This is a genomic window from bacterium (genome assembly GCA_035505375.1).
Lineage (GTDB): Bacteria > Hydrothermota > Tepidihabitantia > Tepidihabitantales > Tepidihabitantaceae > UBA2258.
Window position 1 is genome coordinate 63882 of record DATJQV010000083.1, and the last position, 11894, is coordinate 75775.

An 11894-nucleotide genomic window follows, 5' to 3' on the forward strand; every position below is an offset into this window, starting at 1 on the left:
AGGCTGAGGTTGAGGTTGAGATTCAGGCATGGAGTTCTTTACCTTGACCTTAACCTTAGCCTTTTCCTAGTGCATCTTCCTGGTCAGACGATACATCAGTAGATAGGCGACGACGTTGATGAGCAGAATCGAGATGATGAGCAGGAGCGCGGTGCCGTAGGCCCGTTCCATGGAGAGGCCCTCGCGGGCGAGGATATAGAAGTGGACTGCCATGGTCCGGGCCGGGTCGAAGAGCGACTTCGGCATCAGCAGCGAGGAGCCGGCCGTAAAAATGACAACCGCGGTCTCAGCCACACTGCGACCCATGCCGAGGATGACACCGGTGAGAATCCCGGGCAGGGCGTTGGGCAGGACCACGCGGGTGATGGTCTGGGACTTGGCCCCGCCGAGCGAGTAGCTGACCTCGCGCAGGTTGTACGGCACGGCGCGGATTGCCTCTTCGCTGGTACGGATGATGGTCGGCAGAATCATGAAGGCGAGCGTGAGGCCGCCGGCGGCGAGCGACCAGCCCATCCGCAGCCGGATTACGAACAGGATGAAGCCGAACAAACCGAAGATAATCGAGGGCACGCCGGCCAGCGCGTCCGCGCCGAAGCGAATGACCCGTGTGATTGCCGACTCGCGGGTATACTCGCAGAGGTAGACCGCGCTGCCCACGCCGATGGGCGTAGCAATGGCGATGGCAAGCAGGCTGATGTAGATTGTCGCGACGATCGTCGGCAGGATGCCGCCCTCCTTGCCCATCCGTTCCGGCATTCCGAACAGGAACTCGGGCGTGATGACGTGCGCGCCCTTGCTGGTGATGAAGCCGATGATGAAGAAGAGTACGACCACGGTAAACAGGGTCATGGCCGCGAGCAGAACCCAGACGATGCGCTGCCAGGCGAGAGGCTTTATGACCACCGGGCGAATCCAGAGTCCAGAATCCAGAATGCAGAAATCAGAATGACCGGCCCACTCGATCCCTTGATCCCTCGATCTCTTGATCCCTTTTCTCTCACGTTCTCGGCCTCGCGATGATGAGCGCGATGGTGTTCAGGATGGCGATGATGACGAACAGCACCATGCCGGTGGCGAAGAGCGCGGCCTGATGGTCGCCCGAAGCATAGCCCATCTCCAGCGCGATGTTGGAGGTGAGGGTGCGAACTGGTTCGAGCAGGGACGTGGGCATGGTCAGCGCATTCCCCGCCACCATGATGACGGCCATGGTCTCGCCGATTGCCCGGCCCATGCCCAGGATGAAGGCGGCAATGATACCGGAGCGAGCGGCGGGGATTTGAACGCGGTAGAGCGTCTGCCAGCGGGTGGCGCCCAGCGCGAGCGAGCCCTCCTTGTACAGCGGCGGTACCGCGTTGAGCGCGTCAATGGTGATGGCGATAACGGTTGGCAGAATCATGATGCCGAGGATGATGGCCGAAGCGAGCACACTGAATCCGGGACCGCCGAACGTGCGGCGTATCCAGGGAATGAGCACGACCACTCCGATGAAGCCGTAGACGACGGACGGAATCCCGGCCAGCAATTCAATCATCGGCTTCAGGATGCGCACACTCCAGCGCGGGGCAAACTCGGCGAGAAACATGGCACAGGACAACCCAAGCGTCGCGCCGATGATGACTGCGAGGATTGTCACCTCCAGCGAGCCGACAATCATCGGTAGGATGCCGAACTGGCCCCGGCTTGGCGCCCAGTGGGTCGAGGCGATGAAGTGCCAGACGCCGACTTTGGACACCAGCGGCACCCCCTCGCGGAAGATGAAATAGGCGATGAGGAACAGCATTGCCAGAGCCGAGAACGCGACAAGGAGCAGACCTCGCTCGATCAGCTTTTCGCGCATGGAGAAGGAGTCAAGGGGTCAAGGATTCCAGGATTCAAGTGAGAAAGGGATTAAGGGATAGAGGGATCGAGTGGCGGACAGAAATCGGTCTCCGACGGCCGCCCGGTCATTCGTCATTCGCAATTCGTCATTCGTCACTTTATCCTCGTGAGTCCTTCTTCGACCAGAGCGTTCTGGCCTGAGTCACTGAGGACGTATTCGATAAAAGCCTTGGCGGTGCCGGTCGCCTCGCCGTTGGTGAGGAACAGAAACTGGCGCACGACCGGGTATTGGCCGGTGAGGATGGTGGCTTCGTTCGGCGCGAAGCCGTTGAGAGTGACCGCGGCGACACGCTCGTCGATGAGGCCGGCGGAGATGTAGCCGATTGCAGCCGGGTCGTCCGCGACGACTTCCCGCACCGCGCCGTTCGAGTCCTGCACGAGGGCGTCGGGCGCGAACGCAGCCGGGTTCGTCTTGCCGCTCTTGTCCTTCGGCGTGCCCGTGGCCATCACCTTTTCCTCAAAGCTCGCGCGCGTGCCCGAGCCTTCCTCGCGAGTTATCGGAGTAATACGTCGATTCGGACCGCCCAGCTCCTTCCAGTTGCGGATGCGACCGGCGAATACGTCGCGCGCCTGCTCCATAGTTAACTCGCGTACCGGGTTCTGCCGGTTGACAATCAGGGCGATGGCGTCAAGCGCGATAGGGATTTCGACCAGGCCTTTCTCTTCACGAGTGAGCTCGCGCGAGGACATGCCGATGGCGCAGATGCGGCTCTGGCAGGCGCGGATGCCGGCGCTCGACCCGCCGCCCTGAACACTGATTTTCGCGTCCGCGTGGGCGCGCATGTAGAGTTCGGCCAGGCGTTCGGCAAATGGCTCGACCGATGTCGAACCGGCGAGAGTTATTCCAGCCCTGCCCGACCGAGCGCAGCCGGCCATCGCCATCAGGCCGGCGACAAGCAGGAGACCGGAGGAGAGCCGCGTAATGCTAAGATTCTCACATAGTTAGTTAGCTGCATATCAGGATTGTGTTAGGATTGTGTTAAGATAGGTGATGGCGGCATGGCCGGAGGCCCTCGGGGCGTCGGAAACCCCTCCGAAACAGCAAAGATGCTTGACACCGGGCGACGCACCTTTATAATCGCGTGTGCATCCCACCGTGAGGGTCCGCCAGCGGCTGGGCCTTCAAGTTCTCTTCGATTTCTCCAGCATAATCGATGCTATCGGCTTCTGCTCCGACAGCGGTCTGCACGTGCTCGAGCTCAATCTGGGCAACATCGAATTCCAGCGCCAGTTGGCCCACGCCCGGGAGCGGCGGCGGATACGCGCCGCCGCGCTCCGGCAGGAGGTGGCCCTGGCAATCCACGCGATTGACGGGCCATCTTTCTTTATACCCAGCCCCCGAGTGCGCGCGGCCGGAGTGAAGCAGCTCATGGAGGAGCTTGATTGGGCGCACGGAGTCGGGGCGAAGAACGTTGTTATGCACCTCGGGTTCGACATGAATTTCGGAATGGATGGCGGCATGCGGTACACGCACCAGGAGTTCCCGGACTACTACGCCGGGGCGCTTGCTGAGTCGCTGGCCGAGCTGAAGGCCTACGCGCGCGGTCGGGCAAGGCTCTGCGTGGAGAACGTCGGCGGGTTCCGCTACGACCTGACGCCGCCGATTCTCGACCGGCTCCTCGGCGGCAATCTCGGTCTCTGCATGGACGTCGGGCACGTCAATGTCCTGAAGCCGGACATGCGCGCCAACGAGTTCGCGTTCTTCCGCAGGCACCGGCAGTACATCTTCCACAGCCACGTCCACGACAACTCGGGGCTGCGTGACGAGCATTCGGCACTGGGGCGAGGCCGCATAGACTTCGTGCCTTTCTTCCGTCTGCTGGAGAAGACCGACGCGCTCGTCGTCTTCGAGGTCAGGCCGAAAGAGTCCGCGCTTGAGAGCCTCCGTTATTTCGAGAAGGAGATTGAGCCGAGACTTTGAGGCGATGAAGATGCGAAGGTCAAACTTCAAAGGTCAGGGCGCAAGATTCGGGATGGCCGGAATTCTGCATCTCTCAGCTTGCAGTTTGCATCTTGCAGTCCGTTCTTCTGTCCGTCCAGTCCGGAAAACCAAAGCAGTGATGTGGTACCAGGAGCAGAGTTGATATGACCAAAGCAAAGCAGCTCGAACAGCTCGAGCGGGAGTGCCACACGCGAGGCGTCAAGCTCATCTACGACGATCTGCGTAGCGAAGGCGGGCTGTGCCGGTTGCGCGGGTCTTTCTACCTGATTCTAAACCGGCGGCTGGCGTCCGAAACCAAGACCCGCATCATCGCCGATGCGCTGGCGCGGGTCCCGGAGCGGATGCCTCAGCCGGAGCCGGCAGTTCAGGTTTCCCCGGCGGAAACCGCGCCGGTCGTCGTCAGCTACCCGGAGCCGGCATACGAGGAACCCACGGTCGGGGTTCCTGTCGCAGCCGGAGTCCCGGACAGCCAGAGCTAATCCCGGATTGGTAACACAGAGGCGGGCCGGCAGGCCCGCCTCTCTTTTCAAGGTTGTTGGGCAGTCAGGCCCGGGCGCGGCCGCCTTCCACGGGCCGAGTCGGGACTATCTTCCTTCTATTTGTTTGAGCAGGCGACGGGCGTCAGGTTTGTCGTCGAGTTCAGCGTCGCCCGCGTATTTGGGGTCAGTCGTCGCGAGCAGCGAATCGAGCTGGGCGCGGGCCGCGACCCAGCGTTTTTCTTTCACGTAGGTCCTGGCAAGGTCCAGCCGGAGCAGCGTGTAGTTCGAGGCGACCGCGATTCCGCGCGTGTAGTATTCCTCGGCTTTGTCGAGGCTGCCGCCGGCAAAACCGGGCAACTCGTAGTACAGCACGCCGTATGCATCAAGCGCCGTAGGGTGATTCGGGTTGATCTCGAGGGCACGGTTGAACGCCTTTTTCAGGCCGGGCACCATGAAAAGGGAATTGAGAACGCCGCGCGTCTGGCCAATACGTCCCTGAGCTACGCCCCACCAGCAATGCCCCTCGTCGTTCTCGTCGTTGAGGGCAATCAGAGTCTCGGCTATCGCCTTGGCACGACCGAAGTACATGAGTTTGTCGGCCTTGGTGTCCGCGTACTCGCCCTTCTTGACATTGGCGCGGGACCAGAGGTAGAGCAAGTGTTCGTCGCTCGGACTGGCAGTGTGAGCAGCGGCCAGCAGGTTAAACGCGGAATCGAGCCAGGTCGGGTTGAGTTGTCGGTTGAAGAACATGTATTCGGCTCGGTCCGTCGTCGCGGCACCCGCTAACGTCACCATCACTGCAAGGAGAAGCAGCCTCTTCATCTTCCCTCCGTACTTCGTCCCTATCTATTCCTTGGTGCTAGTGTCCTTCGTACAACTCCTCGAGTTCCTCATGATACGCGGTGATTACCTGGGGTCGTTTCGTCTTGAGGCTCGGGGTCAGGAGTCCGTTCTCGACCGTGAACGGGTCCGGGATGAGTCGGAACCGGCGGACCTGCTCATACTGGGCAAAGCCCGCGAGCGCCTTCTTGATCTCCGCATCGTACAGTTTGAGCACCTCGGGATTGTCGAGCAGGTCGGTGTGGCGCTTGAACGCGATGCCGTGCTCCCGGGCAAAGGCCTCAAGCGCGATCCGGCTCGGGACGACCAGCGCGCAGAGGAACGGTTTGCGGTCACCGTGGATCAGGGCCTGCTCGACATACTTGGAGTTGCACACGGCCAGCTCAATCGGGGACGGCGGGATGTTCTTGCCATACGAGTTTATGATGAGTTCCTTGATGCGGCCGGTGATGATGAGGTTGCCTTCTTCGTCGAACTTGCCCTGGTCGCCGCTGTGGAACCAACCCTCGGTGTCGATGACCTCGGCCGTTTCCTTGGGCTTGTTCAAGTACCCTTTCATCAAGTTGGGGCCGCGCACGAGGACTTCGTCGTTCGGGCCGATGCGCACTTCCACGCCGGCGAGGGGCTTGCCGACCGTGCCGACTCGTTCCTGGCCCGGGATTGCGACGCAGACCGCGGGCGAGCACTCGGTCAGGCCATAGCCTTCAAGCAGGTTGAACCCGAGGTTGCGGATAATGTGGGCCAGTTTTCGGTCGAGCGGGGCGCTGCTTGAGACCATCACCCGGAGCCTGCCACCGGCCAGTTGTTTCAGCTTGTCCACGACCAGCCTGCCCAGCAGCCAGTGTTTGAACCGAAGCCAGAGAGAAATCGGCAGATTCCCGGCCTTGCGCCGGGCGTAGCGGCTGTACGTCCGCAGGGTCGAGATCATCAACAACCGGTTGATGGCAGGCCCGGTCAGGACCTTGTCCTGCACCGTGTTGTAGACCTTTTCGAGCACGCGCGGCAGCACAATCATGACGGTCGGACGGGCGAGCTGGACGTCTTTGGCGATGGTCTGGACCGATTCGGCATAGGCAATGGCGCCGCCCGCCATCAGCATGCAGTAGTACCCGCCGGTGCGCTCAAACATGTGGCACAGGGGCAGGAACGAGACCAGCACGTCATTCTCGTTGACGCCGAACAGCGGAATCAAGACCTGGACATTGGAGAGGACGTTACGGTGCGTGAGCATCGCGCCCTTGGGCTCGCCGGTCGTTCCCGAGGTGTAGCAGACCGTGAACAGGTCGTCCGGTCCGGGTCTGTGTGGTTCGCCGAGCTTAGGGTTCTTCTTCAGCGCCTCGGCCCCGGTCCTGACCAGCTCCTCGAAGTTGAGCAGTTCCTTGCCGGCCCGGCTCTTATGCTCCTGGCCGAAGACCGTGACTACGTCCCGGAGCGGCGGGACCTCGGACAGAATCCGGGTGATGTTGGCGAAGAGTTCCGGGCTTTCGACGACGAGGTGCGTGACCCCGGCATCGTTCAGGATGTAGCGAATCGCGTCCGCGCCGAGCGTGTGGTAGACCGGAATCAGCACTGCCCCGAGCTTGGCGACGGCAAGGTCGGTCATGACCCACTCCGGACGGTTGTACGAGTAGATGCCCACCCTGTCGCCGGGTTTGACCCCGCGTTCGGCCAGGCCCGCGGCCAGCGCGTCAACGGTCCCCGAAAGCTCGGCGTAGGTGATGCCCTGGTACTTCCCATCGACCTTCCGCATCAGGGCGGTGCGGTTCCCGAATCTCCGCGCGACCTCGGCAAAACAGGCGTAGACGGTATCAGGCATGTGACCCCCTTGGGGAATGACCAAGTCCCAATTGCCAACGACCAACGAATGACCAGCAAATCCCAGACCCTACTGCGCGCATTGGGCATTGATTGGGAATTGGGGGTTGGGTATTGGTCATTTCTTTCTATATGATTCTCAGCTCTTTGCCGACAAGCATGAACTTCTGAAGAGCAGTCCGCAACTGCTCCTCGCTGTGCGTGGCCATCAGGCTGATGCGGATTATCGCCTGGCCGGACGGTACTGCCGGGAACACGACCGGGTTGGCGAACACGCCTTCCTGTTCAAGCCGTCCCGCGGCCCGATAGGCCCGGTCGTCGTCGCCGACGGCGATCGGCAGAATCGGCGTGCCGTGGTCGTGCACCGCGAATCCGGCGGCCTTCAGTCCCGAACTCATCAGCCGCGTATTGGCCCGCAAGCGTTCGACCCGCTCCGGCTCTGACTTGAGGACGTCGAGTGCGGCGATGACCGTGGCGGCAACCGACGGCGGCAGGCTGGCCGAGAATATCGACTGCCGTGCGTTGTAGCGCAGGAACTCCACGACCGGGCGTTGCCCGCCGGTGAACCCACCGATTGCAGCCAGCGATTTGGAGAGAGTCCCGGATGTGACGTCGATCTTGCCTTCCATGCCGAAATGCTCGGCCGTGCCGCGACCGGTCCGGCCCAGGACCCCGGTCGCGTGGGCATCGTCGACCATCAGTCTGCAGTCGTACGTGTCGGCCACCCGGCGGAGCCCGGGCAGGTCGCAGATGTCTCCTTCCATCGAGAAGACGCCGTCAGTGACTATGAGCTTGGCTGCCCCGGTCGGCGTCTCATTGATCTTTGCCTCGAGGTCGGCCGTGTCCCGGTGACGATAAACCACGGTCCTGGCACGAGTTTGGCGGTAGCCGTCGATAATGGAGGCATGATTCAGCTCGTCCGAGAATATGAAGTCGCCCTGACCGGCCAGCGTGCCGACGGTTGCGGAAAGGGCCATGAAACCGGCGGAGAACGTGACGACTCCCTCGACCTCTTTGAACCCGGCAATGGCTTGTTCCATCCGGAGGTGGAGCGGCGTGGTGCCGGTGAGGAGCCGCGAACCGGCGCTGCCGGTGCCGTATTCCTCGATGGCTGCGGCAGTTGCGGCCTTCACCTTCGGGTGCCCGGTCAGACCGAGGTAGTTGTTCGAACCAAGGTTGATGAGTTCCCGACCGTCTCTGGTCGCGACCGGAGCCGCAGCCGGCGATATTTCGCGTGAATAGAAGAATCGATCACGGGCCCGGGCGGACTGGATTACATCGTCAAACTGACGGCACTTATCAAAAAGGTCCACTATGCCTCCGTTCATGCCTGGCCGGCCATCGGCTGGATTATAGCCCTGCCATCTGGCAAGGCAAGCAATTGGATACGGTTCTTCCGCTGCGGGCGGAACCGAGCCGAAAACGGCCCTAGCTGAAAGCTCTTGACACCGGGAAAGACGAGTCTAGAATTACCCGGCAATCGACAGTGTGACTGTACGCCAATAGAGCAAAGACTAACCGTTGCGTGGCCACCTAGCGAATGGCTGCAGCAACAAAATGGCAGATAGGCAGTCCATGGTCCAAGTGCCATGAACACTAAGGAGGAACACGTGAGGAAACTGATCGCTGCCGCGGCGCTACTCGCCGTGGTGTTCGTCGTTGGATGCCAGGACACCAAGAAGGTGACCGAGCTCCAGGGACAGGTCGACAAGATGACGCAGCAGATTAACGACATGACGGGTCAGGTGGCCAAGCTGCAGGCGACGAACGACTCGCTGACGAAGGCCATGGCCGACTCGATGGCCAAGATGCATCCGGTGAAGGCCGGCAAGCCGGCGGCTGCCCCGACCGGCGCCAAGACCACGCCCCCTGCGGCTGGCAAGCCCGCGCGGACCGGCCGGTAACGGGTAACTAAGGTAGAGAACCACACAGGAAAGAGGGCCAAATGAGGAGACTGCTCCCGATTGTATTGGTTGGGGTTGTGGCAGTCGCCGCGCTCATGATGACGAGTTGTACCAGCGTCACGGGCGGCGCGCCGACAAACGTTACGATAACGGCTGCAACCGACAGCACGCTGACCATCAGTTGGACCGCTCCCACCGATGGAACGCCGGACAAGTACTACGTGGCGTTCATGGCCACCGGCACTTCGAGCTACACCGACATCGACACGACGACCGCTACTTCCTACACGCACGACCCAGCCGGTAAGACCGGGTCGTACAAGGTAACGGCGGTCTTTGGCAGCACTACCTACGACGCCGCCGCGAATCCGAGCACCGCGCCCATCGCTACGTCGGCGACCACCGTGTCCGAGCTGAACGCCACCGGTAACTCGGGCTTCGGCTGGGACCGTACTGCCGGCACCGGCAGCACGTACAGCATGACGGCCGCGGGTAACGCCGCGAACGTTGACTTCTACATCACCGACTTCGCTACCGGCTTCGGCGGGACGACATACTCGATCGCCAGTCCTGATCAGGGGCCGAGCGACCCGGGTGCCGTTGTACCGACGGGCAGCTGGCGGGTGAACGCGTTCAGCAGCGCTCTGACCAGCGAGACCGCCCCGCTTCCTGTCCACAGTGGCACGACCTACTTCAACTTCACCGATCTCTCTACCGACCCGATCATGGTTGCCTGCTACACAGCTGATGGGTACTACGCCCTTGCGAAGCTTTCGAGCTACAACACCGGCGCGGGCACGGTCAGCGTTCAGACCTGGTTCCAGCCCATCAAGGGCCTGCGTCTGATACAGCACTAAGAAGCGGGACCACAGCTTTGAGCCCCGGCATCGGCCGGGGCTCGGCATTTTCAGGCTCATTCCGGAATGCCGGGACGAGCCGCCGGCGCCGCGGGTCATTCCAACGACCTCTCCAGCGACACGGGAGTCGATACCCGTCGGCCGTGTTGCGGCACTTGCATCACGGGCAAACAAGGGTATATTGTTGCCGTGAAACTCAAGAGTGTGGCTCTGACCGGCCGTGACCAGCGAAGGGCTTCACATGAGCATCGTCCCTGGCTCAAGGTCAGCAGGCCACCGCGCGCTAGTGTCGTGGGATTCGAAAGGACCTGAACCCTCAAGGAGGATGACCATGAAGAGAACGCTGATCGGTGCCCTCGCAATCGCGTTGGCTCTAGTCGGCGCGGGGTGCAACTCCTCGCAAAACAACAACATCGAGGTGACCAAGCCATTCGTCACCGCGCATGCCACCAACGCCGGCGGCACGCTCCATCTGACGTGGAATGAAGAGACCGGCGCGAAATTCGAGATAAAGGCCGGATCTGCGGTCGACACGACGGATACGGGCGTGACGTCCTACGACGTCACAACGCCGGTTGAAACCGTGGCGGTTGTAGCATTCAGCAGCGCCAACCGGAGCGACGCGGCCATCGTCATCTGCAGCAAGCTCGTCTCGTCCTCGGTTACGTTCTACAACGACCTTGACACAACCCATGAGAACGGCTTCGGCTTCGACACTACCGGCGCCGCGACGGCCTACAAGTACGCAGTAGAGAATTTCCCGATGCTCGACTTCATTGCGACTACCTCCGGCGGGCAGACAATGCTGCAGAAGGCCGGCGGGACTGCGACCAGGGCCGGCGACAAACTGAAGGCCGCAACCGGAACCTACGACGCAATCACGATTGCGGATTCCATGGGGACGTACCTGAACACGGTCGCCCTCTACGCCGACAGCGCGTACTACCTCCGGATGAGCGCCAACGATACGATGTGGACTGCGGCCGACAACTACGCCAAGATGCACGTCGATTCGATCTCCGGTACGAAGGTCAGTGTGACGGTCACGTACCAGACGGTCAACGGGATCCGCTGGCTGAAGTAACAGAGTCTCGATTTACATCGTCTGTTTACCCGGGGGGCTTCGGCCCCCCGGGTGCTTCATTCCGGGACACGCAGGCTCCGCGCAGCCGTGTGGCTTGAATCCTCGGTGGCGAGGCGTATATTTGTGGCGTGAAGCCTGACGGATGCGTCCGGATTCTGCCTGTTGCCCTGCGCAGCGGACTGCTGTGTGCGGTTGCGGCATTGGTTTGCCTGACTGGGTGTAAGAACCCGGGCGAAGGGCCGCCCACCAAAGTCGCGCTGACCGCGGCATCGGACACGACCATCAGAATCAGTTGGAAAATCCCGGTCGGGGCCCTACCGGACAGTTACGTCCTCGCCTTCCAGGAAACCGGCCAGTCGACGTGGCAGGACTTCGGAACTGCCACCGACAGCGCGAAAGATGCCTACCACAACCCGCGGGGCAAGACCGGCAGATACCGGGTTACATCTGTCTTCGGCGGCAGGTCATATTCCGCAACCCAGACGCCGACGTCGGAGCCGGTTCACAGCGCAGCGATGCCGGTCGGCGAGTTGAACAGCACAAGCTACCCCGCCTATGGCTGGGACCGGGACAGCGGCACCGGGTCGGTCTTCACCATGAAGTACGCTAGCAACGCCGATAATGTGGACTTCTACATCACGGATTGGACGACGGGCAAAGGCGGGCAATACTACGCGGCCAGCCCCGATTTGGCGCCGAACGAGCCCGGCGGTGCCGGTCTGGTCCCGGCCGGCGCGTGGCGGACGGCAGGGCTGAGCCTGCTGCCGGCTGACCAGCAATCGCCGCTGCCGGCGTACAACTCAGGTGCCTACGCCGACAATCTGCTGTTGAGGACGGATTCGACCTTCGCGGCCGTGCTGTGCACCGACTCCGTCTGGGTATTTGACACTACCCTGGTGATCGACACCACCACTGAGATAGACACGACCACCCTGGTTGACACCTTTCCCATTGTAGAACGGCGCTACGGCCTGGTCCTGTTCGGCAGCCCCGATACCATCAGCGGCACGGTGCCGGTTGAGACCCGGTTCCAGCTCATCCCGAACCTGCGTCTGATTCAGCACTAGCCAGCCGGCGGTCGCCGCGTCCGGCTTG

12 protein-coding genes are annotated in these 11894 nt (G+C 61.8%); 6 read left to right on the forward strand and 6 right to left on the reverse strand.

What is annotated here, in order from left to right; genetic code table 11:
* Positions 1-66 precede the first annotated feature (66 nt).
* The 3 genes from pstA to VMH22_14675 form a co-directional block, all read right to left on the reverse strand.
* Positions 67-903 carry a phosphate ABC transporter permease PstA gene (gene pstA, locus VMH22_14665; protein HTW92931.1) on the reverse strand — a complete coding sequence of 279 codons (837 nt, stop codon included), beginning with the start codon at positions 901-903 and terminating at the stop codon, positions 67-69.
* A gap of 94 nt (positions 904-997) precedes the next feature.
* Entirely contained in the window at positions 998-1837 is an 840-nt protein-coding gene (pstC, locus tag VMH22_14670) for a phosphate ABC transporter permease subunit PstC (GenBank protein ID HTW92932.1), read from the reverse strand.
* A 134-nt stretch (positions 1838-1971) separates the two neighbouring features.
* Positions 1972-2760 carry a phosphate ABC transporter substrate-binding protein gene (locus VMH22_14675; GenBank protein HTW92933.1) on the reverse strand — a complete coding sequence of 263 codons (789 nt, stop codon included), beginning with the start codon at positions 2758-2760 and terminating at the stop codon, positions 1972-1974.
* 202 nt (positions 2761-2962) lie between these two features.
* On the opposite strand from VMH22_14675, the gene VMH22_14680 reads away from it, so the two are divergent.
* Both VMH22_14680 and VMH22_14685 read left to right on the forward strand, forming a co-directional pair.
* Positions 2963-3799, forward strand: a complete 837-nt coding sequence (locus tag VMH22_14680; protein ID HTW92934.1) for a sugar phosphate isomerase/epimerase — start codon at positions 2963-2965, stop codon at positions 3797-3799.
* A 164-nt stretch (positions 3800-3963) separates the two neighbouring features.
* Entirely contained in the window at positions 3964-4299 is a 336-nt protein-coding gene (locus VMH22_14685) for a hypothetical protein (GenBank protein HTW92935.1), read from the forward strand.
* A 105-nt stretch (positions 4300-4404) separates the two neighbouring features.
* Here VMH22_14685 and VMH22_14690 read toward each other — a convergent pair whose 3' ends face one another.
* From VMH22_14690 to VMH22_14700, 3 genes are all read right to left on the reverse strand, one after another.
* Complete coding sequence (locus VMH22_14690; GenBank protein ID HTW92936.1) at positions 4405-5121, reverse strand: tetratricopeptide repeat protein; 717 nt, start codon at positions 5119-5121, stop codon at positions 4405-4407.
* 37 nt (positions 5122-5158) lie between these two features.
* Entirely contained in the window at positions 5159-6955 is a 1797-nt protein-coding gene (locus VMH22_14695; GenBank protein HTW92937.1) for a long-chain fatty acid--CoA ligase, read from the reverse strand.
* A gap of 127 nt (positions 6956-7082) precedes the next feature.
* Positions 7083-8267 (reverse strand): aminotransferase class I/II-fold pyridoxal phosphate-dependent enzyme, encoded by a 1185-nt coding sequence (locus VMH22_14700; GenBank protein ID HTW92938.1) that lies wholly within the window; start codon positions 8265-8267, stop codon positions 7083-7085.
* Between the two features lie 297 nt (positions 8268-8564).
* Here VMH22_14700 and VMH22_14705 point away from each other — a divergent pair, with 297 nt between their 5' ends.
* The 4 genes from VMH22_14705 (at position 8565) to VMH22_14720 (ending at position 11866) form a co-directional block, all read left to right on the forward strand.
* On the forward strand, positions 8565-8858 hold the full coding sequence (locus VMH22_14705) for a hypothetical protein (protein HTW92939.1): 294 nt from the start codon (positions 8565-8567) through the stop codon (positions 8856-8858).
* A 41-nt stretch (positions 8859-8899) separates the two neighbouring features.
* The gene (locus tag VMH22_14710) at positions 8900-9715 is read left to right on the forward strand and encodes a fibronectin type III domain-containing protein (GenBank protein HTW92940.1); all 816 of its coding nucleotides are present in this window, start codon (positions 8900-8902) and stop codon (positions 9713-9715) included.
* A gap of 331 nt (positions 9716-10046) precedes the next feature.
* Entirely contained in the window at positions 10047-10799 is a 753-nt protein-coding gene (locus VMH22_14715; protein ID HTW92941.1) for a hypothetical protein, read from the forward strand.
* A gap of 128 nt (positions 10800-10927) precedes the next feature.
* Positions 10928-11866, forward strand: coding sequence for a fibronectin type III domain-containing protein (locus VMH22_14720; protein ID HTW92942.1), 939 nt, complete (start codon positions 10928-10930; stop codon positions 11864-11866).
* Positions 11867-11894 lie beyond the last annotated feature (28 nt).

Bases quoted from the DNA above. Each gene is read 5' to 3' on its own strand.
- pstC (HTW92932.1), bottom strand. From the start codon at position 1,837: ATGCGCGAAAAGCTGATCGAGCGAGGTCTGCTCCTTGTCGCGTTCTCG.
- VMH22_14675 (HTW92933.1), bottom strand. From the start codon at position 2,760: ATGGCGATGGCCGGCTGCGCTCGGTCGGGCAGGGCTGGAATAACTCTC.
- VMH22_14685 (HTW92935.1), top strand. From the start codon at position 3,964: ATGACCAAAGCAAAGCAGCTCGAACAGCTCGAGCGGGAGTGCCACACG.
- VMH22_14690 (HTW92936.1), bottom strand. From the start codon at position 5,121: ATGAAGAGGCTGCTTCTCCTTGCAGTGATGGTGACGTTAGCGGGTGCC.
- VMH22_14695 (HTW92937.1), bottom strand. From the start codon at position 6,955: ATGCCTGATACCGTCTACGCCTGTTTTGCCGAGGTCGCGCGGAGATTC.
- VMH22_14710 (HTW92940.1), top strand. From the start codon at position 8,900: ATGAGGAGACTGCTCCCGATTGTATTGGTTGGGGTTGTGGCAGTCGCC.
- VMH22_14715 (HTW92941.1), top strand. From the start codon at position 10,047: ATGAAGAGAACGCTGATCGGTGCCCTCGCAATCGCGTTGGCTCTAGTC.